General features: G+C 64.1%; 28 protein-coding genes. 18 read left to right on the top strand and 10 right to left on the bottom strand.

Annotated elements, in window-relative coordinates; genetic code table 11:
* Window positions 1–8: 8 nt before the first annotated feature.
* Window positions 9–1,745, bottom strand: coding sequence for a gamma-glutamyltransferase (gene ggt / locus LOZ77_RS13570; RefSeq protein ID WP_230279534.1), 1,737 nt, complete (start codon window positions 1,743–1,745; stop codon window positions 9–11).
* Entirely contained in the window at window positions 1,742–2,779 is a 1,038-nt protein-coding gene (locus tag LOZ77_RS13565) for a quinone-dependent dihydroorotate dehydrogenase (protein WP_230279533.1), read from the bottom strand. Before LOZ77_RS13565 ends, ggt begins: the two co-directional genes overlap by 4 nt.
* Window positions 2,780–2,906: 127 nt before the next feature.
* Here LOZ77_RS13565 and LOZ77_RS13560 point away from each other — a divergent pair, with 127 nt between their 5' ends.
* From LOZ77_RS13560 to LOZ77_RS13510, 11 genes are all read left to right on the top strand, one after another.
* On the top strand, window positions 2,907–4,811 hold the full coding sequence (locus LOZ77_RS13560; RefSeq protein WP_230279532.1) for a DUF885 family protein: 1,905 nt from the start codon (window positions 2,907–2,909) through the stop codon (window positions 4,809–4,811).
* A 118-nt stretch (window positions 4,812–4,929) separates the two neighbouring features.
* Window positions 4,930–5,343: an SUF system Fe-S cluster assembly regulator gene (locus LOZ77_RS13555; RefSeq protein ID WP_230279531.1), complete on the top strand. Its 414-nt coding sequence runs from the start codon at window positions 4,930–4,932 to the stop codon at window positions 5,341–5,343.
* Window positions 5,340–6,848 (top strand): Fe-S cluster assembly protein SufB, encoded by a 1,509-nt coding sequence (gene sufB / locus LOZ77_RS13550; protein WP_230279530.1) that lies wholly within the window; start codon window positions 5,340–5,342, stop codon window positions 6,846–6,848. Before LOZ77_RS13555 ends, sufB begins: the two co-directional genes overlap by 4 nt.
* Window positions 6,848–7,258 carry a hypothetical protein gene (locus tag LOZ77_RS13545; protein ID WP_230279529.1) on the top strand — a complete coding sequence of 137 codons (411 nt, stop codon included), beginning with the start codon at window positions 6,848–6,850 and terminating at the stop codon, window positions 7,256–7,258. Before sufB ends, LOZ77_RS13545 begins: the two co-directional genes overlap by 1 nt.
* 17 nt (window positions 7,259–7,275) lie before the next feature.
* Complete coding sequence (locus LOZ77_RS13540; protein WP_230279528.1) at window positions 7,276–7,815, top strand: DUF559 domain-containing protein; 540 nt, start codon at window positions 7,276–7,278, stop codon at window positions 7,813–7,815.
* Window positions 7,815–8,570, top strand: coding sequence for a Fe-S cluster assembly ATPase SufC (gene sufC / locus LOZ77_RS13535; RefSeq protein ID WP_230279527.1), 756 nt, complete (start codon window positions 7,815–7,817; stop codon window positions 8,568–8,570). The genes LOZ77_RS13540 and sufC overlap by 1 nt, the downstream gene beginning before the upstream one ends.
* On the top strand, window positions 8,567–8,896 hold the full coding sequence (locus LOZ77_RS13530) for a hypothetical protein (protein ID WP_230279526.1): 330 nt from the start codon (window positions 8,567–8,569) through the stop codon (window positions 8,894–8,896). The genes sufC and LOZ77_RS13530 overlap by 4 nt, the downstream gene beginning before the upstream one ends.
* Window positions 8,893–9,651: a SufD family Fe-S cluster assembly protein gene (locus LOZ77_RS13525; RefSeq protein ID WP_230279525.1), complete on the top strand. Its 759-nt coding sequence runs from the start codon at window positions 8,893–8,895 to the stop codon at window positions 9,649–9,651. Before LOZ77_RS13530 ends, LOZ77_RS13525 begins: the two co-directional genes overlap by 4 nt.
* Window positions 9,648–10,859 (top strand): aminotransferase class V-fold PLP-dependent enzyme, encoded by a 1,212-nt coding sequence (locus tag LOZ77_RS13520; protein WP_230279524.1) that lies wholly within the window; start codon window positions 9,648–9,650, stop codon window positions 10,857–10,859. The genes LOZ77_RS13525 and LOZ77_RS13520 overlap by 4 nt, the downstream gene beginning before the upstream one ends.
* Before the next feature lie 74 nt (window positions 10,860–10,933).
* Window positions 10,934–11,404 (top strand): SUF system Fe-S cluster assembly protein, encoded by a 471-nt coding sequence (locus tag LOZ77_RS13515; RefSeq protein ID WP_230281874.1) that lies wholly within the window; start codon window positions 10,934–10,936, stop codon window positions 11,402–11,404.
* Entirely contained in the window at window positions 11,404–11,763 is a 360-nt protein-coding gene (locus tag LOZ77_RS13510) for an iron-sulfur cluster assembly accessory protein (protein ID WP_230279523.1), read from the top strand. The genes LOZ77_RS13515 and LOZ77_RS13510 overlap by 1 nt, the downstream gene beginning before the upstream one ends.
* A gap of 9 nt (window positions 11,764–11,772) precedes the next feature.
* Here LOZ77_RS13510 and LOZ77_RS13505 read toward each other — a convergent pair whose 3' ends face one another.
* From LOZ77_RS13505 to LOZ77_RS13495, 3 genes are all read right to left on the bottom strand, one after another.
* Entirely contained in the window at window positions 11,773–12,738 is a 966-nt protein-coding gene (locus tag LOZ77_RS13505; protein WP_230279522.1) for a hypothetical protein, read from the bottom strand.
* A gap of 90 nt (window positions 12,739–12,828) precedes the next feature.
* The gene (locus tag LOZ77_RS13500) at window positions 12,829–13,251 is read right to left on the bottom strand and encodes a hypothetical protein (RefSeq protein ID WP_230279521.1); all 423 of its coding nucleotides are present in this window, start codon (window positions 13,249–13,251) and stop codon (window positions 12,829–12,831) included.
* Window positions 13,238–14,020, bottom strand: a complete 783-nt coding sequence (locus tag LOZ77_RS13495; protein ID WP_230279520.1) for an EI24 domain-containing protein — start codon at window positions 14,018–14,020, stop codon at window positions 13,238–13,240. Before LOZ77_RS13495 ends, LOZ77_RS13500 begins: the two co-directional genes overlap by 14 nt.
* A 116-nt stretch (window positions 14,021–14,136) precedes the next feature.
* Between LOZ77_RS13495 and LOZ77_RS13490 the strand changes: the two genes are divergently transcribed.
* Window positions 14,137–15,132 carry an adenosine kinase gene (locus LOZ77_RS13490; RefSeq protein WP_230279519.1) on the top strand — a complete coding sequence of 332 codons (996 nt, stop codon included), beginning with the start codon at window positions 14,137–14,139 and terminating at the stop codon, window positions 15,130–15,132.
* A 23-nt stretch (window positions 15,133–15,155) separates the two neighbouring features.
* On the opposite strand, the gene purD is transcribed toward LOZ77_RS13490, so the two are convergent.
* Complete coding sequence (gene purD / locus LOZ77_RS13485; protein ID WP_230279518.1) at window positions 15,156–16,445, bottom strand: phosphoribosylamine--glycine ligase; 1,290 nt, start codon at window positions 16,443–16,445, stop codon at window positions 15,156–15,158.
* Between purD and xseA the strand changes: the two genes are divergently transcribed.
* The 4 genes from xseA to LOZ77_RS13465 are packed head-to-tail and all read left to right on the top strand — an operon-like array spanning window position 16,445 to window position 20,121.
* Window positions 16,445–17,953, top strand: a complete 1,509-nt coding sequence (xseA, locus tag LOZ77_RS13480; protein WP_230279517.1) for an exodeoxyribonuclease VII large subunit — start codon at window positions 16,445–16,447, stop codon at window positions 17,951–17,953. The two genes, purD and xseA, sit on opposite strands and share 1 nt — an antisense overlap.
* A gap of 26 nt (window positions 17,954–17,979) precedes the next feature.
* The gene (locus tag LOZ77_RS13475; RefSeq protein ID WP_230279516.1) at window positions 17,980–18,183 is read left to right on the top strand and encodes a DUF2093 domain-containing protein; all 204 of its coding nucleotides are present in this window, start codon (window positions 17,980–17,982) and stop codon (window positions 18,181–18,183) included.
* On the top strand, window positions 18,180–19,100 hold the full coding sequence (locus tag LOZ77_RS13470) for a M23 family metallopeptidase (RefSeq protein ID WP_230279515.1): 921 nt from the start codon (window positions 18,180–18,182) through the stop codon (window positions 19,098–19,100). Before LOZ77_RS13475 ends, LOZ77_RS13470 begins: the two co-directional genes overlap by 4 nt.
* Before the next feature lie 13 nt (window positions 19,101–19,113).
* Window positions 19,114–20,121, top strand: coding sequence for an esterase-like activity of phytase family protein (locus LOZ77_RS13465; protein WP_230279514.1), 1,008 nt, complete (start codon window positions 19,114–19,116; stop codon window positions 20,119–20,121).
* A gap of 30 nt (window positions 20,122–20,151) precedes the next feature.
* Here LOZ77_RS13465 and rpmB read toward each other — a convergent pair whose 3' ends face one another.
* Window positions 20,152–20,430 carry a 50S ribosomal protein L28 gene (gene rpmB / locus LOZ77_RS13460; RefSeq protein WP_230279513.1) on the bottom strand — a complete coding sequence of 93 codons (279 nt, stop codon included), beginning with the start codon at window positions 20,428–20,430 and terminating at the stop codon, window positions 20,152–20,154.
* Here rpmB and LOZ77_RS13455 point away from each other — a divergent pair.
* Both LOZ77_RS13455 and LOZ77_RS13450 read left to right on the top strand, forming a co-directional pair.
* Window positions 20,420–20,626 carry a hypothetical protein gene (locus LOZ77_RS13455; RefSeq protein WP_230279512.1) on the top strand — a complete coding sequence of 69 codons (207 nt, stop codon included), beginning with the start codon at window positions 20,420–20,422 and terminating at the stop codon, window positions 20,624–20,626. The genes rpmB and LOZ77_RS13455 overlap by 11 nt on opposite strands.
* On the top strand, window positions 20,623–21,078 hold the full coding sequence (locus LOZ77_RS13450; protein WP_230279511.1) for a nucleoside deaminase: 456 nt from the start codon (window positions 20,623–20,625) through the stop codon (window positions 21,076–21,078). The genes LOZ77_RS13455 and LOZ77_RS13450 overlap by 4 nt, the downstream gene beginning before the upstream one ends.
* A 9-nt stretch (window positions 21,079–21,087) precedes the next feature.
* Here LOZ77_RS13450 and nadC read toward each other — a convergent pair whose 3' ends face one another.
* The 3 genes from nadC to LOZ77_RS13435 all read right to left on the bottom strand — a co-directional run bounded on the left by nadC (window position 21,088) and on the right by LOZ77_RS13435 (window position 24,296).
* Window positions 21,088–21,948 carry a carboxylating nicotinate-nucleotide diphosphorylase gene (nadC, locus tag LOZ77_RS13445; protein ID WP_230279510.1) on the bottom strand — a complete coding sequence of 287 codons (861 nt, stop codon included), beginning with the start codon at window positions 21,946–21,948 and terminating at the stop codon, window positions 21,088–21,090.
* A 314-nt stretch (window positions 21,949–22,262) separates the two neighbouring features.
* Window positions 22,263–23,060, bottom strand: a complete 798-nt coding sequence (locus LOZ77_RS13440) for a LytTR family DNA-binding domain-containing protein (RefSeq protein ID WP_230279509.1) — start codon at window positions 23,058–23,060, stop codon at window positions 22,263–22,265.
* Window positions 23,061–23,105: 45 nt separating this feature from the next.
* Complete coding sequence (locus LOZ77_RS13435) at window positions 23,106–24,296, bottom strand: sensor histidine kinase (protein WP_230279508.1); 1,191 nt, start codon at window positions 24,294–24,296, stop codon at window positions 23,106–23,108.
* Window positions 24,297–24,408: the final 112 nt, after the last annotated feature.

Genomic DNA, 24,408 nt, shown 5'->3' with positions numbered 1-24,408 from the left:
TCTGCCGGTCAGGGGGTGACCATCGCCCCCTCGCTGCGCGGATCGGCTGCGCCCACGGGCCGGCCATCGACCCATTCGACGGCATTCGCCTTGAGCCTGCCGGGCATGGTGGTGGCATCGTCATGCCCCAATGCGCGGAACGCGGGCAGCATGGCTTCCAGTTCGGTGCCTTCCTCTACCATCAGCGTGTCGCCGGGGGCGTACAGGAAGGGCAGGGCGATCGCGTCCTGCGCGGACAGGCCCCAGTCGACCACGCCGATGATCGCCTTGGCGACCTGCACGATGATGGTCGACCCGCCTGCCGCACCGACCGCAAGGCGCGGCTTGCCGTCGGGGCCGTAGACGATGGTGGGCGACATGGACGAACGGGGGCGCTTGCCCGCTTCCACCCGATTGGCGACGGGCTTGCCGTTTTCGGTGGGCGAGCGGGCGAAATCGGTGAGTTCGTTGTTGAGGTAATAGCCGTTGACGAACAGGCCCGATCCGAAGGCCGCCTCGATCGTGGAAGTCTCGCTGACGATCATGCCGTCGGCATCGGTGACGACGAAATGGCTGGTGCCGTGTTCGGCCTGCGCGGCTTGCGGTGCATGGGCAAGCGATGCGCCCGCAGGCATGCCCGCACTGGCGCTGGCCATGGTGGTGCCCGCATCGATCAGCGCGCTGCGGCGGGCGAGGTAATCGGGATCGGTCAGCCCCGCGACGGGCACCGCCACGAAATCGCTGTCGGCCAGATATTGCTCCCGATCGGCATAGGCGAGGCGTTGGGACTCGGCGAAGAGGTGCCAGCCGGTGGGCGTGTCGGGGCCATGGGATGCCATGTCAAAGCGTTCCAACTGCTTCAGAATGGCAAGCACGGTCGTCGCGCCCGACGATGGCGGGCCCATGCCGCAGATGGTGTATACGCGATAGGTGCCGCAGACTGCGTCGCGCCGCTGTGCGCGATAGGCGGCGATATCCTCCACCGTCATATCGGCGGGATTGACCGGGGCGCCCTGCACGGCGGCGGCGATGCTGGCGGCGTTGTCGCCGCGATAGAACGCGTCCGGTCCTTCTGCCGCGATGCGTTCCAGCATGGCGGCGAATGCGGGGTTGCGGATGGTCGAACCGACCGGCGCGGGGTCGCCATCGGGATAGAACAGCGCGCGCGCCTCTGCCGATAGCGGGCCGGTCAGCTTTGCGGCGGCTAGCGTGTTGTGAAGGCGCGGCGTGACCACGAAACCCTCGCGCGCAAGCTCTATCGCGGGGCGGAAGATCTGCGACCATGGCAGGCGGCCGTGGTCGCGGTGCGCCAGCGCCATCATCGCGACATTGCCCGGAACGCCGGTGCTTTTGCCGCCGGGCCAGGCTTGCGGAAAGGACATCGGCTGGCCGTTCTGCATGAACCGGTCGGGCGTGGCGGCGGCGGGGGCGGTTTCGCGCCCGTCATAGGTTACCGGCTGCCCGTCGCCGGTGTCGAGGACGAGGAAGCCGCCCCCGCCGATCCCCGAACTTTGCGGTTCGACCACGTTCAGCGCCAGCAGCACGGCAAATCCGGCATCCAGCGCATTGCCCCCTTCGCGCAGGATGCGTGCGCCTGCATCGGCGGCGCGGCGGTCGGCGGCGCTGACGACACCGCCCGCATGGGGCCCCTTATCTGGCTGGCTCAGCTCACTCGGCGCGGGAGGAGCGCTAGCCAGATCGACCGGCGCGGCGCAGCCCGCCAGCAGTGCCGCGAGGAGAAAGGCGGGCAGAGCGCGCATCGTCATTCGCTCCCCACCGCTTCGGCAATCGTCGCGAAACCGTCGCGCTTCATCAGCGCGGGTAGGCCGCGGGTGATGGCGGCGGCAATGCCCGGCCCTTCATAGACCATCGCGCTGTAAAGCTGCACAAGGCTGGCGCCCGCGCGGATGCGTTCCCATGCGTCTTCGGCCGTGGCGATCCCGCCGATGCCGACCAGCGGCACTTTGCCGCCACTTGCCTTGCGGAAATCGCGCAGCCGTTCCAGCGCCATCTGTTTCAGGGGCGCGCCCGACAGCCCGCCCGCTTCGCCCGCATGGCGCGATTGCAGCGCGGGGCGTTCGATGGTGGTGTTCGAAATCATCAGCGCGCCCAGCCCCTTGTCCACCGCGATACGGGCGATGGCGTCGATATCCTCGGGCAGCAAATCGGGCGCGACTTTCAGGAAAACGGGCACATCGCTGCCGCGCGCATCCATCACCACGTCCAGCAATCCGCCCAGCGCCTCGGGGTCTTGCAGGGCGCGCAGTCCGGGCGTGTTGGGGCTGGAAATATTGACCGCCAGATAGGACGCATAGGGAGCCATGGATCGGGCCATGATCGCATAATCGCTGACGCGGTCGGCGCTGTCCTTGTTCGCGCCGATATTGATGCCGACGATGCCGGCCTGCCCCGCGCGCCGTTTCATCCTTTGTTCGACGGCGACCTCGCCTTCGTTGTTGAATCCCATGCGGTTGATCACCGCGCGGTCCTCTTCCAGCCGGAACAGGCGCGGGCGCGGATTGCCCGCCTGCGGCTTGGGGGTCACCGAACCAAGCTCGGCAAAGCCGAAGCCGCAGCGCAGCAGCGCATCGGGGACTTCGCCGTTCTTGTCGAAACCCGCCGCCATGCCGACCGGATTGGGAAAGCGCAGACCCGCGACCTCTATCGCCAGTGCCGGATCGGGGCGCGGCGGGCTGGCCAGCAGCGACGAGGGCAGCGATTTCAGTGCCGCCAGCGCCAAGCCATGGGCGTTTTCGGCATCGAGGCGGAAGATCAGCGGACGGAGCAGCGAATAGGCCATATGGCCATATTGCGTATGCGAGACGGGGCGCGCTGTCGAACGCTTTTCCGCTTGTGTTTGCCTCTTGCCGCGCGATGCGGCACTGATGACGAGATAGTTTCAATTGCACTTAACCGGGAGACGCCCCTTGACCCAGTTCCGCCGCCTATCCGCCCTGTTGCTTTGCAGCGGTTCGGCCCTGTTCCTGACCGGCAATTCCAACGGCGTGGCCCAACCGGCGGCGCAAGCTGCTGCGCAAGCTGTTGCGCAACAGGTAACGGGCAGCCCCGCGATCACCGATGCGATCCCCGCCGCGCAAATGGCCATGGTGAATGCCGCCATCGAGGCAGGCGATATCAATGCGTTCTTTCAGGCCTATGAGGAAGCGGGCCTGTCGTTCAGCCCGATGACCAAGACTTCTCGCGGCATTCGCGACGAAGATTACGGCAAGTGGAACGATCCCTCGCTGGCTGCCGATCTGCGCGAACACGCGATGGACCGCGCCTTTCTGTCGAGGATGGAAGCAGGTTTCGATCCGGCAAGGCTGGAAGGGCAGGATGCGCTGTCCTATCGCCTGTTCAAATCCGCGATGGAGCGGCAGGAAGCGCTGACCCCGTATCGGGAGAACGGCTATATCTTCAACCAGATGTTCGGCGCGCAAAGCGGCATCCCCTCGTTCCTCGTCAATATGCACCGCATCGGTAACGAGGAAGAGGCCGACGCCTATATCGAGCGGATTGCGGGCATCGGCCCCTATCTCGACGGGCAGACCAAGCGCGCGGTGCAGCGCGCGCAGGCAGGCGTGATTCCGCCGCGCTGGGTCTATCCCTATGTGATTTCGGATATCGACAATCTGATCACGCCAGCCGGCCCCGACTATGCAGGCAATGCGATCATCGACGATTTCCGCGAGAAAATCGCCAAGCTCGACGGGGTGGACCAGAAGGAGCTGACTGCCGAGGCCATCGCCGCATGGGAAGCAAGCGCGCTGCCCGCATATAAATTGCTGCGCGCCGTGATGGTCGAACAGCAGGCCAAAGCGGGCACCGACGATGGCGTGTGGCGGCTGCCCGATGGCGACAAATATTACGCGGCCCTGCTCAAGAGCTATACGACCACCGACCTGCCTGCCGACCAGATCCACCAGATCGGTCTGGACAATGTCGCGCGCATTCATGACGAGATGCGCGCGATCATGAAAAAGGTGGGATATCAGGGCACTCTGCCCGAATTCTTCGAATATACGCGAACCGACCCGCGCTTTTACGCCAAAAGCCGCGAGGAATATCTGGCCAAGGTGGATGTCGCGCTGGATGCGATGGAAGCCGAATTACCCAAATGGTTCGAGGTTCTGCCGAAAGACGCCCTTCAGGTTAAGCCGGTCGAGGCATTCCGCGAACAATCGGCGGGCAAGGCATTCTATTCGCGCCCCGCGCCCGACGGTTCGCGACCCGGCATCTATTACGTCAATCTCTACAAGCTTGAATCGATGAGCCTGAACGAGCTGGAGGCGCTGGCCTATCACGAAGGTCTGCCGGGCCACCATCTTCAGCTTTCGGTGCAGACGGGGCTGGGCGATCTGCCCCCGTTCCGGCGTTTTGGCGGGGTGACGGCCTATTCCGAAGGCTGGGGCCTGTATTCGGAAAATCTGGCCAAGGACATGGGGTTCTATACCGATCCTTTTTCCGATTTTGGCCGTCTGCAGGCCGAATTATGGCGCGCCTGCCGTCTGGTGGTCGACACCGGCATCCATTCCAAGAAATGGAGCCGCGAGCAGGCCATCGCCTTTCTGACCGAGAATACGCCCAATCCCGACGGCGACATTCAAAAGGCCATCGAACGCTATATCGTGATGCCGGGTCAGGCGACCGCCTATATGATCGGCAAGCTGAAGATCGAGGAATTGCGCGACAAGGCGAAGGCCGAACTGGGCGATGATTTCGACATTCGCGCCTATCACACGGTGGTGCTGGGCAACGGACCGGTGCCGCTGTCGATCATGGAAGAGAATGTCGATGCGTGGATAGAAGAGGTGAAAGCAGGCGGGAAATAAGAACGACTCGCAAGAGTTAATCTTCGCTTGCATCCATGGGGGTGCGTCACTAGCTGCAATTCGGAACGATTTGGTCCGAATTAACGAGTCTGTGCACCCCCATGCGCCGTGAACTGCCATGAGATTGTCCAATCTTGCCGATTATGCGGTGGTCGCCATGCGCGCCGCGGCCGGCCATTGCGGCAGCACCTTGTGGAGCGCGGCGCAGCTGGCCGAACAGACCGGCCTGCCCGTGCCGACCGTGCAGAAACTGGTCAGCCGGTTAAGCGCCGCGGGGCTGCTGCGTTCGACGCGCGGGGCGAATGGCGGCATCCGTCTGGCCCGTCCGGCGGCGGCGATCACGCTGGCCGACATTATCGAGGCGGTCGAAGGCCCCATCGCCATGACCCAGTGCAGCGATGGCCCGTCGGGGTGCCAGATCGAACATAATTGCGGCACGAAACCGCACTGGCCGCAAGTCAACCGTGCCATTCGCGGCGCGCTTGAGGGAATAACGCTCGCCGATCTGGCGAAGGAGGAAGAGGCGGCATGACCGACGCCCCCAAAGATACGACCACGCTGAACGAAGCCGTCGAGCAGGACCGCGAGGCCCGCGAGGCAGCGGCAAAGCTGGAAACATACGAGTTCGGCTTTTCGTCGGATATCGAACAGGAATTCGCGGAAAAAGGCCTGTCGGAAGATACGGTCCGCTTCATTTCGGCCAAGAAGGAAGAGCCGGAATGGATGCTGGAATGGCGCCTGAAAGCCTATCGCCACTGGCTGACGCTGACCCCGCCGGACTGGGCGAAGCTGAACGTGCCGCCGATCGATTATCAGGACGCCTATTACTACGCGGCGCCCAAGAAGAAGCCGACCCTGTCGTCGCTTGACGAGCTCGATCCCGAGATCAAGTCGGTTTACGACAAGCTTGGCATCCCGATTGAGGAGCAGAAGGTGCTGGCGGGCGTGGAAGGCGCGCGCAAGGTGGCCGTCGATGCCGTGTTCGACAGCGTTTCGGTCGCCACGACCTTCCGCAAGGAGCTTGAGGAAGCGGGCGTCATCTTCCGCTCTATCAGCGAGGCGATCCGCGAATATCCCGATCTGGTGAAGAAATGGCTGGGCCGCGTGGTGCCCATGCAGGACAATTTCTTCGCCACGCTCAATTGCGCGGTCTTTTCGGACGGCACCTTCGTCTACATCCCCAAGGGGGTACGCTGCCCGATGGAGCTGTCGACCTATTTCCGCATCAATGCCGAGAACACCGGCCAGTTCGAACGCACTTTGATCGTGGCCGACGAAGGCAGCTATGTCTCCTACCTCGAAGGCTGCACCGCGCCGATGCGCGATGAAAACCAGCTGCACGCAGCTGTGGTGGAACTGGTCGCGCTGGACGATGCCGAGATCAAATATTCGACGGTGCAGAACTGGTATCCCGGCGATGCGAACGGCAAGGGCGGCATCTATAATTTCGTGACCAAGCGGGCCCTGTGCCAGGGCAAGAACAGCAAGGTTTCGTGGACGCAGGTGGAAACCGGCAGCGCGGTGACGTGGAAATACCCGTCCTGCGTGCTGAACGGCGAAAACTCGGTGGGTGAGTTCTATTCGGTCGCCGTCACCAATAATTTCCAGCAGGCCGATACCGGCACCAAGATGATCCACAACGGGAGGAATTCCCGCTCGACCATCATCTCCAAGGGTATTTCGGCGGGCAAGTCGAACAACACCTATCGCGGCCTTGTCCGCGTGGGCGCGAATGCCGATAACGTCCGCAATTTCACCCAGTGCGATTCGCTGCTGCTGTCCGACACCAGCGGCGCGCATACCGTGCCCTATATCGAGGTGAAGAACCCCAGCGCCCAGATCGAGCACGAGGCGACCACGTCCAAGATCAGCGACGACCAGCTGTTCTATGCGATGCAGCGTGGCCTCGGCGAAGAAGAGGCCGTGGCGCTGATCGTCAACGGCTTTGCCAAGGAGGTTCTCAAGGAACTCCCGATGGAATTCGCGGTCGAGGCGCAGAAGCTGCTCGCGATCTCGCTTGAGGGGAGCGTGGGGTGATGTTTGGCGGTGTGCTTTCAATTATGCTGGCCATCTCAGCCGCCCACGCCGCTCAGGAAAAGCCACCTATCGGCGATCGGGTCGTGTTCAGCAGTTCGAATGAAATACAAACCGCGATCGCCCCAGCGTTCGAAGAATACGCTGACTGCGTATCGGATCAAACCGATCAAGCTGAACAATCTAGCCCAGTCAAACAGGTAGAGTTTGCCATCCAATCGTGCGCCGAATTGCGACAAGACTCGATCCAGAAGGCGAACGCTGCATTGGTGCTAGACCCTGCATGGTCTGACCCTGTGGCAGCAGAGGCAGAAGTGAACCGAGCCTTCGATACGCATGACCAGAACCAAAGGGAAAGAGCGATGGTTGTGGAAGCGCAAATTGCGAACTTTCGTCGCAGTCTTGGCAATTGAGCACAGGCATCATGGAAATGACCGACCGTAAAACCCTCCAGATCAAGCCCGCGTCCGAGCAGGACGACACCGCCCCCGCGCTGAAAAAGCGGGGCCGCGGGTGGGAGATTTCCGAATCCCGCCTCGACACGCTGCACGACCGTGCGCGCGAGATGCGGCGCGAGCCTTCCGAGGCGCACAAGGCGCTGGCCGACAAGTTCGCCGAAGCGGACATGGGCAAATACAGCTTCAAGCGGTTCGCCGTGGTGGGATCGGCCATCGTCGATTTCAACTGCCACAACCTCGGCATGGCGATCATCATCGAGGAAGAGGGCGAGAACGAGACGATCGCCACCCGCCGCGACAAGAGCCTTGAGGCCGTGGGCATCAAGGTGATGCGCCTGAAGGCGAGCGATATTCTGGAAAACATGGACGCCGTGCTCGACCGGATCACTGCCGGCATGCGCGTGCGCATCGGTGACCGGCGCGAGGCGCGGGCGAAGCATTTCGAACAGAAGCGCGGAAGCGGGCAGGGCTACAAGCCCCGCACCTATCGCGATGGACCGAGAGAAGACTGATGTTGAAGATTGAAAACCTCCACGCCGAGATAGATGGCAAAAAGATCCTCAACGGGCTGACGCTGGAAGTCGGCGCGGGTGAGGTCCACGCGATCATGGGCCCCAATGGCGCGGGCAAGTCGACGCTTGCCTATGTGCTGGGCGGCCGTCCGGGTTACGAAGTGACCGAGGGTTCGGTGAAATTCAATGGGCAGGATATGCTGGAGCTTGAGCCGCATGAACGTGCCGCTGCCGGTCTGTTCCTCGGCTTCCAGTATCCGGTCGAAATCCCCGGCGTCTCCAACGTGCAGTTCCTGCGCGAGGCGCTGAATTCGCAGCGCAAGGCGCGGGGCGAAGACCCTTTGTCGGGCGGTGAATTTTTGAAGCTTGCCAAGGAAAAGGCGGGTCTGCTGAAGCTCGACATGGAGATGTTGAAGCGCAACGTGAACGTCGGTTTCTCGGGCGGCGAGAAGAAGCGCGCCGAGATGGTGCAGATGGGCATTCTCGACCCCAAGCTGGCGATCCTCGACGAGACGGATTCGGGCCTCGACATCGATGCGCTGCGCACGGTGGGTGAGGGGATCAATGCGATCATGCGCCAGCCTGACAAGGCCGTGCTGCTGATCACCCATTACCAGCGCCTGCTCGACTATGTGCAGCCCGACAAGGTGCACATTCTGGCCAAGGGCCGGATCGTGAAGACCGGCGGGCCGGAGCTTGCGCTGGAGCTTGAGCGCGAGGGGTATGAGGCATTGGGCGAAGCCGTGGGTGCATGACCATGCTGGCGGCCTCCATCCTTCTTGCCATGGCACCGGCAGCCGCGCCGCAAGCGCAGCCGCTGCCCGAAGGCGATCCCATCACGGTGATCGCCGGGCGCATGGCAAGCGTGTCCGTCATGGTCGGACAGGATGAACAGGGCCGCTGGCATTGCAGCATGGACGGATCGAGCGGCGTGCCCGCTCTGGATGATCGGCTGTGCAGGGCCGTTACCGATTGCGTCCGCAAGGGCGCCGGCAGCGAGGCGGATGTGACGCAATGCGTGACCCGCAGCAAATCCACGCTGATCGAGAAATTCACGCGCGAAGCGAGGCGCAATTCATGAACGATGTAGCAATTCTTCCGACAACCCGCGACGAGGACTGGCGCTATGCCGATCCCGCGGCGCTGAAAGAGCTGACGGCGGATGTGCTGGACGACTGGCGCGAGGTCGCGATCCCTGCCGGTGAGAGCAGCGTGCAAACCCTCGTGCTCGACGATGCCAATGCCGGCGTGACCCGCCTGCGGATCGTGTTGGGTGAGGGTGCCCGCGCCGAAATCTATGCCATCGCATCGGCCAGCGCATACGCGCGGCTGGAAGTCGAGGCGACGCTGGCCCGCGGCGCTCATTTCGAATTCGGCGGCGTCACCATCGGCGGCGGCGATACGGTGCGCGAATTCGTTACCCGCTGCGTTCATGCCGAGCCGGAAGCGACCAGCAATCAGACCATCCGCGCCGTTCATTGGGGCCGGGCGACCGGCAATTTTCTGGGCCGGATCGAAGTGGTGAAGGACGCGCAAAAGACCGATGCGGCGCAGAATTTCCGGGCGATTCTGCTGGAAAAGGGCGCGACCGCGAATACCAAGCCGGAGCTAGAAATCTTTGCCGACGATGTGAAATGCGCCCACGGCGCGGCCATCGGCGCGCTGGACCCGATGGAGGGCTTTTATATGGCGGCGCGGGGTATTCCGCCGCATGTGGCGCGCAGGCTGCAAGTGCAGGCATTCGTCGCGGATGCATTCTCTGCCATGGACGATGAGGCGAAGGCGGAAGAACTGCTGGGCAAGGTGCTCGACCGGCTGGAGGATGCGTCCCTATGACGACTGATCTCCTCTCCCGCAAAGCCGACTTCCCCGGCATGATGACCGCCGATGGTGCGCCGTGGCATTACCTCGACACGGCCGCCACCGCGCAAAAGCCGCAGGCCGTGGTCGATGCGATGAGCCATGCGCTGGGCCGCGATTACGCGACCGTGCATCGCGGCGTCTATTCGCGCAGCGCCGAAATGACGCTGGGCTATGAAGCCGCGCGCCGCCGCATCGCGGGCTTTGTCGGCGGGGCGGAGGACGAGCTGGTTTTCACCCGCGGCGCGACCGAGGCGATCAATCTGGTCGCCGCAACATGGGGTGCAGCAAATCTGAAGGCGGGCGACCGCATCCTGCTGTCGGTGCTGGAGCATCATTCCAACATCGTCCCATGGCAATTGCTGCGCGAGCGGACGGGGGTGGAGATCGACGTCTGCCCGCTGACCGAAGATGGTCGCATCGATATCGATGCTGCACGGCAGATCGTTGATAATAGGCATAAATTATTCGCGCTGGCGCATGTGTCGAACGTGCTGGGATCGCGGCTGGATGTCGCCGCCGCTGCCGGACTGGCGCAATCGGTGGGCGCGAAATTGCTGCTGGACGGCTGTCAGGCCGTACCGCGCCTGCCGGTCGATGTTGCGGCGCTGGGCTGCGATTTCTACGTCTTTTCGGCGCACAAGCTGTATGGCCCGACGGGCATTGGCGCGCTGTGGGCGCGGCGCGAATTGCTGCAGGCGATGCCGCCCTATCAGGGTGGCGGTTCGATGATCGACCGCGTGACATTCGAACGCACCACATGGGCCGACGCGCCCCAGCGTTTCGAGGCCGGAACCCCCGCCATTACCGAGGCGATCGCCTTTGCCGCAGCGGTCGATTATGTCGAGGCGATCGGCATGGAAGCCATCGCCGCGCACGAGGATCGCCTGACCGCGAAGGCGCGCGAGGAACTGGGCCGGATCAATTCGCTGCGGCTGTGGGGGCCTGACGACAGCGCGGGCATCGTCAGCTTTACGATGGACGGTATTCACCCCCACGATCTGGGCACCATATTGGACGAGGAAAACGTGGCGATCCGCGCGGGCCACCATTGCGCCCAGCCGCTGATGGACCATCTGGGCGTTCCGGCCACGGCGCGCGCCAGTTTCGGCATCTATTCCGACGAGGACGATATTGCCGCGCTGATCCGCGGCATCGAACGTACGATAAGGATTTTCGGCTAATGCAGACCCCCGAAGACCAGAACAACAACATCCGCGACGATGGCCGCGTGATCGCGCCCTCTCCGTTCGACGAGATGCGGCCCGCCCATCAGGCGGTAGCGAGCGAGACCGTCGACAGCGTAGAGGCGCCGCGCCGCGCGCGCGTCGACGATGCGGTGGAACAGCCCGAGGAGCGCAGGAAGGATTATCTGGAAGGCTTTTTGAAGGAGCGCCCGCAGGGGATTTCCGGCAACGAGCCCGGCGGCGATCTGTACGAAAGCGTGATCGCGGCGCTGAAGGAAATCTATGACCCCGAGATTCCGGTCAATATCTATGACCTTGGCCTGATCTATGGGGTCGAGATCAGCGACGACGGCCATGCCAATGTGACCATGACGCTGACGACCCCGCATTGCCCCGTGGCCGAATCCATGCCCGGCGAAGTCGAATTGCGCGTCGGTTCGGTGCCCGGTGTCGGCGATGCCGAAGTCAATCTGGTGTGGGACCCGCCGTGGGACCCCCAGAAGATGAGCGACGAGGCGAAACTGGAACTGGGGATGCTGTGATGAGCGAGACAAAGACCCGACCCGCCCCCAAGGCCGCCGTGACGCTGACCCCTGCGGCAGAGCAGCGCATTGCCGATCTGATGGCGCAGGCACCCGCCGATGCCATCGGCGTCAAGCTGTCGACCCCGCGCCGCGGCTGTTCGGGGCTTGCCTATTCGGTCGATTACGTGACCGACGAGCAAAAATTCGACGAGAAGATCGAGACCCCCGGCGGCACTTTCTATATCGACAGCGCCTCGGTCCTCTATCTGATCGGCAGCGTGATGGACTGGCGCGAGGATGATTTCCAGGCGGGATTCGTGTTCGACAATCCCAACGCCACCGGCGCGTGCGGTTGCGGGGAAAGCTTTACCGTCTAGGCAGGGTTCTCAGGCGGCGGGCGGATCGCCGCCGGCAAGGAAATGCAGCAGGGCGCGGTCGTATTCGTCGACTTCGCCATTGGCTTCGACCTGCGCGTTCAGCCAAGCTTTTTCGATTTTCGTCACTTCGGCCTCTGCCGCCAGCCTTGCGTCCAGATCGGGTTCGGCGGGCTTCTTGCGGCCGAACACCACGCCCGCGCTGTTCGGCACGGCCTTGACCATGCGGGTCATGAACCGGCCCACATTGCTGCTGCTGTCGTTCATGAATGCATTCAGTTCGCCCGCGCGTTCGCGGCTGATCTGCGCATTGGCGGCGGAATAGGCCTGAAGATAATTGCCGACGCCCTGCACGAACAGGCGTTTCCACCCGCGCGCATTATCGGCACCTATGGTCGCGTCCTTGATGCGGAACAGCAGCTCGGCCTCGCGCTGGCTGATCGCGGCGGGCCGGTCGCTGGCCTGTCCGAACAGCACGCGGCGCAGCATGTTGACTTCGGCATCGCTGACATGGCTGTCGGACAGCGCGCCGCCACCCGAAAAATCAGCACCATAGCGTGTCGGTCCGGTGCCGGTCAGAACCTCGCGCTCGATCTGTTCGAGGACGAAATCCTTGAGCTTTTGCGGAACGTTCTTCGCCCGCTCGATCATGCGGGTCAGCAATTCCAGTTCGGCCATCGAATCGATCTTGCCGTCATGGGTAACCTTGGCGATCAGCCAGTCGGCCTGATCCTCGGCCATATAGCCGCGCGGCTCCTGCCGGTTGAGCAGATATTCGCCCAGCGCCTCGACGAAAAAGTCGGTCCATGCCGCGCTTCCCGTGCCAAGCGTATGATTGACCGCGAAAATCGCGTCCGCCTCTTCCGCCGAGATCGAGCCGTCGCACCAGCCGTTACGGCGCAGATCCAGCAGTTCCGCATCGGTAACAATGCCGTCCTGCGCTGCCTGCGCTGCGATTTCCTGAAAACTGATCGTCATGCGTTCCGCCAAGGCCTGTGGATGTCTGTCCGGCCCAGATATCGCGCATCACGGTTAAGACGGGGTTAGCGCCCGCCTTTTCGCCGCCATTCAACGCTGACGCATGGCCGAGACACAGGCGGCGCGGTCCACGTCCTGCCCGTCGCTGCGGCGCGCGTCGATCCATGTGGCGGTTTCCTTTGCGCCCTGACGCGGCGGATAGAGAAACACGTCGAGCGTGCAGCGCGTGCCCGAAAACTGCATCTTGCGCGCATCCCCCTCCCATACGTCGAGGCGGGGGGTGCCGAACTGGCGGATCAGCCCGTCGGCATCGGCGCCGATCACCCCTTCAAGACCGGGTCCCTGCATCACCCGCGCCGGGCGGAAACCGGTGGCCGGAACCGGCTGTGCCTGTTGCGGGGGCACGCCCTGTACCGGCGGCGGGGCGGACGGGCGCGATTGTTTTACCGACGGGGCACAGGCCGCCAGTGCCGGCAGCAGCGCCAGTGCGGCGATCAGATTACGGGACATCATGGCCGTCTGCGGGTTTCCCGGCTCTGCGCGCGGCGGCGCGGTGGACTAGATGGGTGGCGGCTGCCGCGCCCAGAAAAGGGGCCAGCAGGTTCGCGACCGGAATGGCGAGCAGCCCTACCACCCCCAATCCCAACAGGAAACGGGTGCTTGCGGTGAGTGGTGCAATTGTGCCGTTCATTGCCGCCCCCTTTCGGTCAAAGCGGGCCCAGACCATGTCCTGCAATTCGCGCCCCAGCAGGAAGGCGTTGACGGTAATAAACAAAACCGCCGTGCCGACGCCGGTGATCGCCAGTGCCAGTGCGACGGGCAGGGCCAGCGCATTGACGAAAAGCGCCCGCATCGCGCCGCGCAGGGCCATGGCGATTTCCTCTGCCAGCGGCACGTCGCGCGCGGAGAATGCGGGGTAATGCTTCGCCTCGACCAGAGAGACGACGTTATCGGCATAGAAATTGAGCACCGCCATGGCGACGATCCTCCACGCCAGCCATGCGCAAAGGACGGCGGCGATGACGGCCAGCAGATTGCCGAGCCCCGCGATCCACGCATTTTCGGTGCCCGCCATCCATTCGATCCCCGCATCGAATGCCGCAAAGCCGCTCCAGAACACCAATGCCAGCAGCACCAGCGACACCATCGCGCTTTTCACCAGCACGCGCATCACCCGCGCATCGGCCAGCTGCGCCGCGCCTAGTGCGAAGGCACCGGGAATCGTCAGCGTTTGCAGCGCATTATCCGCGATGGCGCGGCGGGGGTTTTCGGGAACGGCCATGGTGCGAAAGGGTAGATGCTCTGGAAGGCTTGCTGTCAACGGCTTCGCCCGATAGCGAGACCGCCATCCACGATCATGGCGCCGGTTCCGCGCGCGCCGCATTTCAAAGGAAGATCATGACCGAACCCCGTTTCGACGTTCTCGCCATCGGCAATGCGATTGTGGACGTGATTGCCAGTTGCGACGACGGATTTCTGGCCGAACACGCGCTGGACAAGGGCGCGATGCGGCTGGTCGATACGGCAGAGGCCGAGGCGCTTTACGCCAATATGGGGCCGGGCAAGGAAGTGTCGGGCGGATCGGCGGGCAACACCTGTGCGGGTCTTGCCGCACTGGGCAGCCGCTGCGCCTTTATCGGGCAGGTCGCGAATGACCAGCTGGGCCATGTGTTCGCGCATGACATCCGCGCGGCGGGCATTCATTACGCGGTGCTTCCGCGCGAGGGCGAGCCGCCCACGGCGCGCTGCCTTGTGCTGGTGACGCCCGACGGGCAGCGCACGATGAATACGTTTCTGGGCGCGTCGCAGTTCCTGTCGGCAGCCTCGATCGATCCTGCCCTCGTGGCTGATGCCAAGGTGCTTTATCTGGAAGGCTATCTGTGGGACCCCGACGGGCCGCGCACCGCGATGCAGGGCGCCATCGAATGCGCGCGCGAAGCGGGGCGCGAAGTGGCCTTTACCCTGTCGGACGCATTCCTGCTGGACCGCCACGGCGACGATTTCCGCGCGATGATCGAAGCGGGCGAGATCGACATATTGTTCGCGAACGAGGGTGAGGCACTGGCGCTGACCGGTACGGACGACATCGAAAAGGCGATCGGCTGGCTGGCTCCGAAGCTGCCCGTTCTGGTGGTCACGCGCAGCGAAAAGGGCGCGCTGGCCATTCGCGGGGACGAGCGGGTCGAAGTGCCTGCCGAACCGGTCGCGCAGGTGATCGACACGACCGGCGCGGGCGACAGTTTCGCGGCGGGTTTCCTGCACGGCTATGTGCAGGGCAAAAGCCTTGAGGAAAGCCTGACATTGGGCGCGGTCGCGGCGGCCGAGGTGATCGGCCATTACGGCGCGCGGCCCGAAGCCGATCTCGCCCAGCTGGCGCGTGAGCGGCTGGGCTGAGAACCGCGCGGGTTAAAGAGGCGTCAGGCTCCCTTTTCCCGCGCCACTTCGCGCCAGCCGATGTCGCGGCGGCAGAATCCGGTGGGGAAATCGATCGCGTCGACGGCGCGATAGGCTGAGGCCTGCGCCTCGGTCACGGTCGCGCCGGTGGCGGTGACATTCAGCACGCGCCCGCCATTGGCCCTCAGCGTATCGCCATCCAGCTTCGTGCCCGCGTGAAAGACCTTTGCGCCGGTCGCTTCGGCCGCGTCCAGCCCGCCGATCGCGCCGCCCTTTTCGGGCGTGTCGGGATAGAAGTTCGCCGCCATCACCACGGTCAGCGCGGTCCTGGGCGACAGGCGCGGCGGGCGCAGGGCCGACAGGCGGTATTCGGCGGCGGCGAGCAGCAATTCGCCCAGATCGTCCTCCATCCGCATCATCAATACCTGGCATTCGGGATCGCCGAAGCGGCAGTTATATTCGATCAGCTTGGGCCCCTGCTTCGTCAGCATCAGCCCGGCATAAAGCACCCCGCAATAGGGCGTGCCGCGACCTGCCATGCCCGAAACGGTCGGGGCGATGATCTTTTCGATCACTTCGCCTTCCAGCAGCGCGGTCAGCACGGGGGCGGGGCTGTATGCGCCCATGCCGCCGGTATTGGGGCCGGTATCGCCTTCGCCCACGCGCTTGTGATCCTGCGCAGAGCCAAAGGGGACGATGGTGCTGCCGTCGGTCAGCGCGAAAAAGCTGGCTTCCTCGCCGGTCAGGAATTCCTCGATCACCACGCTGGCGCCGGCGCTGCCGAAACGGCCGCCGAAGATGTCTTCCACGGCCTCGCGCGCTTCATCTGCGCTTTCGGCGATGATCACGCCCTTGCCAGCCGCCAGACCGTCGGCCTTGATCACGACGGGAATGGTGAAACCCTCCAGCGCGGCCAGTGCCTCGTCAAGGCTCTCCGCCTTGGCATAGGCGGCGGTGGGGATGTTCATTTCGTCGCACAGCCCCTTGGTAAAGGCCTTCGACCCTTCCAGCTGCGCGGCGGCGGCGCTGGGGCCGAACACCGCGATGCCGCCTGCGCGCAGATCGTCGGCAAGGCCTGCCACCAGCGGAGCCTCTGGCCCTACGACCACCAGCCCGATCTCGCGCTCTTCGCAAAAGCGCATGACCTGTGCATGATCGGCCACGTCCAGCGTGACGAGAGCGGCGCATTCGGCCATGCCCGGATTGCCGGGGGCGGCGAACAGTCTGTCTCCGTTTTGCAAAAGGCGGGATTGCGCCAGCTTCCATGCCAGCGCATGTTCGCGCCCGCCCGAGCCGATAAGAAGGATATTCATTGCCGCGCAGTCCCTACGATAACTATTCCGACGGTGAAGAGTCGCCGCTCCTAGCGCGGCAACGGGCGGGCGACAACGCCGAGCCGCTGACCGTGTCGGAAATCTCGAACGCGTTGAAGCGCACGGTGGAGGACCGTTTCGGCCATGTGCGGTTGCGCGGTGAATTATCGGGCGTCAAACGTGCGGCCAGCGGGCATATGTATGCCGCGCTAAAGGACGATAATGCGGTCATCGACGCGGTGATGTGGCGCGGCAATGCGCAGCGCCTGTCGTTCCGGCCCGAAGACGGGATAGAAGTGGTCGCGACCGGCAAGATCACGACCTATCCGGGACGCAGCAAATACCAGATCGTGGTCGATTCGATGGAAATCGCGGGCGAGGGCGCGCTGCTGGCCCTGCTGGAAAAGCTGAAGGCAAGGCTGGACGCCGAAGGGCTGTTCGCCCCCGAACGCAAACGCCGCTTGCCGTTCCTGCCGCAAGTAATCGGCGTGGTCACATCGCCCACCGGATCGGTGATCCGCGATATTCTGCACCGGCTGGCGGACCGGTTCCCCAGCCGTGTTCTGGTCTGGCCGGTCATGGTGCAGGGCAAGGGCGCGGCGGAACAGGTTGCGGCCGCCGTGCGCGGTTTCGGCGCAATCCCGCAGGGTGGTGCGATCCCGCGCCCCGACATCTTGATCGTGGCACGCGGGGGCGGGTCGATCGAGGATTTGTGGGCCTTTAACGACGAAGTGGCCGTGCGTGCCATTGCGGAGAGTCCGATTCCGGTGATTTCCGCCGTGGGTCACGAGACCGATACGACCCTTGCCGACTATGCCGCCGATCTGCGCGCGCCGACGCCCACCGCCGCGGCCGAACTGGCCGTGCCGGTGCGCGCCGAACTGGCCAATATGCTGGCCGAACTGGGCCTGCGCAAAAGGCGCGGGGTGCAGCGGCCTGTCGCCCTGGCGCGGGAGCGGCTGGATAACTGGAGCCAGCGCCTGCCCGATCCGCGCGCCATCGTGGCCGAACGCGGACAGCGCATCGACGATCTGGGCGAAAGGCTGCGGCGCGGTCTGGCAACGCGGGCGGCCAAGGCGCAGGGGCGCCTGTCCGAAGCGGGCGGTTTCCTGCGGCCCGCCGTGCTGACGCGCCTGGTGGCGCAGGAACGGCGGCGCATGGCCAGCGTGCCCGACATGGGCCGCATGGTCGCCCGCATCCAGCAGCGCCGCGCCGAGCAACTGGCCGCCACTGCGCGGCTATTGGGCCAGCTTAACCCCTATGCCCCGCTGGAGCGCGGTTATGCCGTGGTGACCGGCGCGAACGGGGAAACGGTGACAAGCCGTGCCGCCGCGACGGCGCAAGCGGGGCTGACGCTGCGATTCGCGGACGGCACCATCGATACGGTGCCTGCGGGTAGCGCGCCTTCATCCCCGCCTTCACCCACCCATGCACCAAGGGCCACCCCCCGTCGCACCCGGCAGGACGCGCCGAAAGAAGGCGGTCCCGAGCAGCAATCATTGTTTTAACCCGCGATGATCGTTAGTTTGGGGGCATGTTGATGAATTCCTCTACCGGCCCTGCCAAGCTTCTCTATGGCCCCAACGGGTTCCGCCAGATGACGCCCGGCGATCACGTGCTGTGCGCGGTCACCGGCGCGCCGATCGCGCTCGACATGCTGCGTTACTGGAGCGTGGACCGGCAGGAGCCCTATGCCACTGCCGAAATCGCGACCCAGCGCCTGCTGCAAGACAAATGATACGGGCGGCCACGGCATCGCTTGCGGTGCTGGCTGCAGGCTGCACCGTCGTTCCGGCTGCCGATCAGCCGCAGGCCGTGGCTGCGGAGCAGGGTGCACCCACTCCCGCGCTATCAGCTGCGCCGACCCCCGCGCCGGCTTCCGTTCCCGCAGCATTGCCGCCCGCGACATTCGCTTTTTCGGGCGAGTTGACGCAGGGCGGCTGGATTCGCGGCGTTGCCCCCGCGGGTACGGTGTCGTTGATGCTGGACGATGCGCCGGTGCCGATGGCGGCAGACGGATCGTTTCTGGCGGCATTCGACCGCGATGCGGGCCGCAGCGCCACGCTGGTCGCCACGCGCAGCGACGGAACCACGGCGCGTCAGACGCTGACCGTGTCGCCGCGCGACTGGAATATCGAGCATATCAATGCTGCCCGCCGCGCCGGCGGGGCGAGCGAGAGCTTTATGCAGCGCCGCCGGCCCGAGCTGGAGCGGATCTATGCCGCCCGCGCAATGAAAACCGATGCGGCCGGTTGGCGGCAGGATTTCATCTGGCCGGTGAAGGGCCGCATTTCGGGTCGTTTCGGATCGCAGCGCATCTATCGCGGCGAACCGGGCAGCTATCACACCGGCATCGACATCGCGCCGGGCGCGGGAACCCCCTATGTTGCGCCTGCCGACGGTGTGGTCGTGCTGGCTGCCAGCGACTTCTCGCTAGAGGGTAATCTGCTGATCATCGACCACGGCAACGGGCTCAACAGCGCGTTTCTTCATTCGCAAAGCCTGGATGTGAAACAGGGCGACCATGTGAAGCAGGGGCAGCAACTGGGGCTGATCGGATCGAGCGGGCGCGCCACCGGCCCGCATCTGCATTGGAGCCTGATGTGGGGCACCTCGCGGCTCGACCCGCTGCTGTTTACCGGACCGCAGGGCTAAGGGGTCTTTTTCGATGAAAATTCCGCGCCGCGCATGGCGTCGCAAGGCGCGGGATCTGGCTGTGCTGGTTTTTGCCGGTTTCGTACTCGCCGTGGTGTGGTTCCGTTCGACCCCGATCGACATCAGCGGATCGCAAGAGATTCGCTTTCGCCCGATCGCCGCGCCGCGCGCTGCGATACGCTCGCTGGCTCCTTTCGAGATTGTCGGTGCATGGCAATTGACGGGCGACCCGGCATTGGTGACAGGCCTGTCGGGCCTGGATGTGCTACCCGACGGGCGTCTGATCGCCGTGGGCGACCGAAGCTCTCTGGTCGTAATGGCCCCCCCGACTTTGCAGGGAAGCGCCGGGCATCGGATTGGCAAGCTTCACCGTCCCGCCGGTTTCCGCATGGAGACCGACGATGTCGAAAGCATCGCGGTCGAACCTGCAACCGGTGCTTTCTGGACGGCGATGGAAACCGACAACCGGATTGTGTCTTATGGGATTGACGGTTCGCGACAGGCCGATGTCGACCCCATAGCGATGGAGTTATGGCCATCGAATATCGGTCCCGAGGCCATGGTGCGACTGGATGACGGGCGATTTCTGGTCATAGGCGAGTTGCGCGAAGATGGCCGCGACCAAACATTCCCCATGCTGCTGTTTTCGGGCGATCCGGTAAAGAGCGCAGAGCCTGTTCATGCGCATCTGGCCATGCCCGGCGATTACAAGCCGGTGGGCGCGGCCGTGTTGCCCGACGGACGCGTGCTGGTGCTGGGACGCGATCTGCGCTTTCCGTTCCGGTTCTACAGCATGATCGCGCTGATCGATCCGCGCCCGATCGAATCCGCCGCACTGGTGCGGGCACAGCCTGTCGCCACCATCACGGGCGGTGCGCTGTCGGATAATTACGAAGGGATCGCCGCTGCGCCGGGTGCGGAGGGGCGGATAAGGGTCTGGCTGGTGTCGGACGACAACCAGCAGCAAATCCTGCAGTCGACCAAGCTGCTGGAATTAACGGCAGACCCCGCCGCGCTGTAACGCAGGCGGGGTCGACACCGTTAAGGGGCCTTAGGCAGCCTTGATCAGCTCGCGCTTTACCTTGCGGGCGCGCAGCGACAGCTTTTCGTCGTTGGTCTTCAGCAGCCAGTTGTCGAGGCCGCCATTATGTTCGACCGAACGAAGGCCCTGCGTCGAAACGCGGAACTTGAAGCTGCGCTCCAGCTTCTCGCTCATCAGCGTGACGTTCTGCAGGTTGGGCAGAAAGACGCGCTTGGTCTTGTTATTGGCGTGGCTCACATTGTGGCCGATCTGGCGACCCTTGCCGGTCAGTTCGCAGATGCGCGACATGGCTTACAACTCGCTTTCAAAGAATCCGGTGGTTCCGGCCCAGCTTGGAAACTGGCAATCTGCCGGAGAAAGCGGCGCGCATAGCGGCCCCATGGCGAATCGTCAAGCAACTCGCCGTAACAAGGCCGCGCCATCGGCGCTTTCGCGGTTGCCATTGCCCGCATTGGCCGATTCGGGCAAGCCCCGCAGGCAATGAACAGATGGCCCCTTCCCGAACCCATGGCGCTGGCACTGGAACAGGCGCGTCATGCGCAAGAGCGCGGCGAAGTCCCCGTGGGCGCGGTGGTGGTAAAGGATGGCGCGGTCGTGGCGGCGGCGCATAATGCGCCGCGCGGACTGCACGATCCGACGGCCCATGCCGAAATGCTGGCGATTCGCGCCGCCGCCGAAGTGCTGGGCGACGAAAGGCTGGCGGGCTGCGATCTTTATGTCACCCTGGAACCCTGCCCGATGTGCGCGGGCGCGATCCAGCATGCACGGATCGCGCGCGTCTATTACGGGGCGGGCGACCCGAAAGGCGGCGCGGTCGACCATGGCCCGCGCCTGTTCGACCGCGCGGGCAGCCTGCACCGGCCCGAGGTTTACGGCGGCATTGGCGAGGACGAGGCAGCGGAACTGCTGCGCGGGTTTTTTGCCGGAAGGCGGTGATTCGCCGCTTTACGCGATCTGGAAATCCAGCCCGATATCGGCGGCAGGCGCGCTTTGGGTCAGTCGGCCGACCGAGATATAGTCGACCCCCGTTTCCGCGATCGCGCCGATCGTTTCCAGCGTGACCCCGCCCGAAGCCTCTGCCGGAACGCGTTCGGCAATCATCGCCACCGCCTCGCGCAGGGTGGCGGGGGGCATGTTGTCGAGCAGCAGATGGGTCGCCCCGGCCTCCAGCGCGGGTTCGATCTGGTCGATGCGATCGACCTCGCAAATGATCTCGGCCACGCCGGCGGTCTTGGCGCGGGCCACGGCTTCACCCACGCCGCCCGCGACGGCGACATGGTTATCCTTGATCATCGCGGCATCCCACAGCCCCATGCGATGGTTCTGCGCGCCGCCCATTTTCGTCGCGTATTTTTCAAGAAAGCGCATGCCCGGTATGGTCTTGCGCGTATCGAGCAGCGTGCATTTCCCGCCGATGGCGGCGACATATTGCGCGGCCATGGTGGCGATGCCCGACAGGTGCTGGACGGTGTTCAACGCGCTGCGTTCCGCCGTCAGCAAGGCGCGGGCATTGCCCGACAGGCGCATCAGATCGGTCCCCGCCCCGACCGCGGTGCCGTCGGTCACCAGCATCTCGATCTCTACATCCGGATCGAGCGCGGTGAAAAAGGCGGCGGCAATCGGCAGCCCCGCGACGGTGATCGCATCGCGGCTGTCCATCACGCCCGAAAAGCGCGCATCTTCGGGGATGACGCTGGAACTGGTGACATCGACGCCGCCCCCTTCCAGCCCGACGCCCAGATCCTCGGCCAGAGTGGCCTGTACGAAGGCATCGAGATCGAAGCCGGTCAGCGTGAAGTCGTTCATGCAAGCCAGATGCGGTGTTTGATCAAGGACTTCAACCCAACCGAAAAAATTGCCAGCCGCAGGGCGCCAATCCAAACCGAACCGGGCCGCGAAGCGAGTCCCGCAAGCGCGAACGCGCGCCGCGCCTTATTGGCGCGAAGGCAAGGGGCGCGGATGCGCCCCGCCCGCCGTTTGAGGGACCAAAACAAAAATGTGCCGCGAAGCGAGTCCCGCAAGCGCGACTGCGCGCCGCGCCTTATTGGCGCGACGCCAAGGCGGGCGGACGCCCGCCGCCCGGCGTCTGAGGGTGCCCGCCCCACGGGCGGGCCAACAAATCAATGCACGAAACGCGCCACCACGTCGCGATAGCTGCGCGACACTTTCACTTCCGCGCCCGAGCCCAGCACGAGGAAGCATTCGCCATTGGTGTGCGGCTTTACCTGACGGACCTGATCCAGATTGACGATGGTCGAGCGGTGCACGCGCTGAAAATGGCGCGGGTCGAGGCGGCGTTCCAGATCCTTCATCGTTTCGCGCAGGATCAGCGAATTATCGCCGGTATAGATGCACATGTAATCGCCCGCGGCTTCGATATGTTCGATCGTATCGACATCGACGCGGAAGATCTGGCCGCGATCCTTGACGTTGAGCATCTTTTCGAACCGGCCGGTGGCGGTTTCCTCGCCCTCGGGCATGGCGTCGATCGCGTCGGGGGCGACTTCGGCCAGCACGTTTTTCAGCTTTTCGACTTCCTCGGTGTTTTTCTTTTCCGCGATGCGGGTGCGGGCGCGCGATACGGCGTCGGCCAGACGGTCTTCCTCGACCGGCTTCATCAGATAATCGACGGCATTGGCCTCGAACGCTTTCAGCGCATGTTCGGAATAGGCGGTGACGAAGATGAACAGCGGCGGATCGATGCCCATCACGCCCTTCACCACCGAAAACCCGTCGAAACCGGGCATCTGGATGTCGAGGAAAACGAGGTCGGGTTTCTCCGTCTTGATCGCGCGGATCGCCTCGCGCCCGTTGGCGCAGGTGGCGATAATCTCGATATCCGGAAATTGTTCGAGCCTCAGCTGGAGGCCCTGGATGGCCAGCTTCTCGTCATCGACGATGATCGTGCGGATGCTCATTTTGTGCGGTTCCTGTCAAAGAGGGTTCAGGGAATAACGAGCGAGCTAGGACATGGTTTCTGGCTGGAACATGACTGACCCCGACGATCCGTGCGCCGCTTTCGGCGGATTGACGCCCTCGGCGGTTTCGAAGGGCAATTCGATGATGACGGCAAAGCCCTCGTGCGGGCGCGAGCGGATTTCGAAGCGCTGCTCCTCGCCATAGGCCTGCGCCAGACGTTCGCGGATATTGGCAAGGCCGACGCCGGTGGAATGGCGCGTATCGACCGTCGTCCCCTGATGCGCGACGCCGATCACCGCATCGGGATCGACGCCGAACGGCACGCCCGGACCGGTATCGGCCACCGTAATGCGCAGCCTGTCCGCCTTGCGCTGTGCCGAGACGGAGATTTCCGCGCCGCTTTCCTGCGGGCTGACGGCATATTTGATCGCGTTTTCGACCAGCGGTTGCAGCAGCAGCGAAGGCAGCACGGCCTCGCGCGCTTCGTCATCGATGTCGAAGCGGGTGCGCAGGCGTTCCTCGAACCGCATGCGTTCGATGTCGAGATAGAGTTTCAGCGTATCGATCTCTTGCGCAACGGTGACGCGACCCGTCGGCGGATTGACCAGAGTATAGCGCAAAAAGCTGGACAGGCGCGAGAGCATCGCATTGGCCGGTTCGGTCTGTTTCAAAAGCACCAGAGTGCTGATGGAATTCAGCGTGTTGAACAGGAAATGCGGATTGAGCTGATAGCGCAGCATGGCCAGCTGCGCGCTGGTCGCCTGATTTTCAAGGCTGAGCAACCGGTCGTTCTGTTCTTCGACCTGCAGGAAGAAATTAATCGCGTAATACAGCGCCGACCATGCGCCCAACAGGGTGAGATCGAGGTAGAATACGCCCAGAAACAGCGAGGCGAAGCCCGGATCGCTGGACGGGCGATAGAGCGAGATCACCCATGAATCGATAAAGGCATAAAGGCTGACCGCCACGGCCAGCACCAGCGCGGTCGCCCCCCATGTCACCAGTGGCTTGCGCCCGATCAGCGTGCGGAAGATGACCGAGAGGATCAGGCTGATCGAAAAGCCGGTGAAGGTCGCCACCAGCACGATGACAAGGAACGACACCGGCTGCGCATTGGCAAGGCTGGACATGGCGCGCAGCAACATCGCCCCGCCCCAGCCAAGCGACTGCAAGCGCCAGAAGGCGCGGTTCTTGTCGGCGAAGAACGGAAGCGGGCGAACGGGCAAGACGGCCATGGTGTCGACTCGATAACCGAAAATATCGCGGCGCAACAGTTGGCAAACCCTTCTGCGACCTGACCGGCGGGGGCTGCCCGTCGCAGATGCGGGGCGCGTGGTCGATTCAAGA

The organism is Croceicoccus sp. Ery15, assembly GCF_020985305.1.
Taxonomy (GTDB): domain Bacteria; phylum Pseudomonadota; class Alphaproteobacteria; order Sphingomonadales; family Sphingomonadaceae; genus Croceicoccus.
The sequence above is the reverse complement of the archived record's forward strand: the minus strand, read 5'-3'. Positions and strand labels throughout refer to the sequence as shown.

Coding starts and splice junctions, on each gene's coding strand:
- ggt (WP_230279534.1), bottom strand. CDS start 1,745: ATGACGATGCGCGCTCTGCCCGCCTTTCTCCTCGCGGCACTGCTGGCG.
- LOZ77_RS13565 (WP_230279533.1), bottom strand. CDS start 2,779: ATGGCCTATTCGCTGCTCCGTCCGCTGATCTTCCGCCTCGATGCCGAA.
- LOZ77_RS13555 (WP_230279531.1), top strand. CDS start 4,930: ATGAGATTGTCCAATCTTGCCGATTATGCGGTGGTCGCCATGCGCGCC.
- sufB (WP_230279530.1), top strand. CDS start 5,340: ATGACCGACGCCCCCAAAGATACGACCACGCTGAACGAAGCCGTCGAG.
- LOZ77_RS13545 (WP_230279529.1), top strand. CDS start 6,848: ATGTTTGGCGGTGTGCTTTCAATTATGCTGGCCATCTCAGCCGCCCAC.
- LOZ77_RS13540 (WP_230279528.1), top strand. CDS start 7,276: ATGACCGACCGTAAAACCCTCCAGATCAAGCCCGCGTCCGAGCAGGAC.
- sufC (WP_230279527.1), top strand. CDS start 7,815: ATGTTGAAGATTGAAAACCTCCACGCCGAGATAGATGGCAAAAAGATC.
- LOZ77_RS13530 (WP_230279526.1), top strand. CDS start 8,567: ATGACCATGCTGGCGGCCTCCATCCTTCTTGCCATGGCACCGGCAGCC.
- LOZ77_RS13525 (WP_230279525.1), top strand. CDS start 8,893: ATGAACGATGTAGCAATTCTTCCGACAACCCGCGACGAGGACTGGCGC.
- LOZ77_RS13520 (WP_230279524.1), top strand. CDS start 9,648: ATGACGACTGATCTCCTCTCCCGCAAAGCCGACTTCCCCGGCATGATG.
- LOZ77_RS13515 (WP_230281874.1), top strand. CDS start 10,934: ATGCGGCCCGCCCATCAGGCGGTAGCGAGCGAGACCGTCGACAGCGTA.
- LOZ77_RS13510 (WP_230279523.1), top strand. CDS start 11,404: ATGAGCGAGACAAAGACCCGACCCGCCCCCAAGGCCGCCGTGACGCTG.
- LOZ77_RS13505 (WP_230279522.1), bottom strand. CDS start 12,738: ATGACGATCAGTTTTCAGGAAATCGCAGCGCAGGCAGCGCAGGACGGC.
- LOZ77_RS13500 (WP_230279521.1), bottom strand. CDS start 13,251: ATGATGTCCCGTAATCTGATCGCCGCACTGGCGCTGCTGCCGGCACTG.
- LOZ77_RS13495 (WP_230279520.1), bottom strand. CDS start 14,020: ATGGCCGTTCCCGAAAACCCCCGCCGCGCCATCGCGGATAATGCGCTG.
- LOZ77_RS13490 (WP_230279519.1), top strand. CDS start 14,137: ATGACCGAACCCCGTTTCGACGTTCTCGCCATCGGCAATGCGATTGTG.
- purD (WP_230279518.1), bottom strand. CDS start 16,445: ATGAATATCCTTCTTATCGGCTCGGGCGGGCGCGAACATGCGCTGGCA.
- LOZ77_RS13475 (WP_230279516.1), top strand. CDS start 17,980: ATGTTGATGAATTCCTCTACCGGCCCTGCCAAGCTTCTCTATGGCCCC.
- LOZ77_RS13470 (WP_230279515.1), top strand. CDS start 18,180: ATGATACGGGCGGCCACGGCATCGCTTGCGGTGCTGGCTGCAGGCTGC.
- LOZ77_RS13465 (WP_230279514.1), top strand. CDS start 19,114: ATGAAAATTCCGCGCCGCGCATGGCGTCGCAAGGCGCGGGATCTGGCT.
- LOZ77_RS13455 (WP_230279512.1), top strand. CDS start 20,420: ATGCGCGACATGGCTTACAACTCGCTTTCAAAGAATCCGGTGGTTCCG.
- rpmB (WP_230279513.1), bottom strand. CDS start 20,430: ATGTCGCGCATCTGCGAACTGACCGGCAAGGGTCGCCAGATCGGCCAC.
- LOZ77_RS13450 (WP_230279511.1), top strand. CDS start 20,623: ATGAACAGATGGCCCCTTCCCGAACCCATGGCGCTGGCACTGGAACAG.
- nadC (WP_230279510.1), bottom strand. CDS start 21,948: ATGAACGACTTCACGCTGACCGGCTTCGATCTCGATGCCTTCGTACAG.
- LOZ77_RS13440 (WP_230279509.1), bottom strand. CDS start 23,060: ATGAGCATCCGCACGATCATCGTCGATGACGAGAAGCTGGCCATCCAG.
- LOZ77_RS13435 (WP_230279508.1), bottom strand. CDS start 24,296: ATGGCCGTCTTGCCCGTTCGCCCGCTTCCGTTCTTCGCCGACAAGAAC.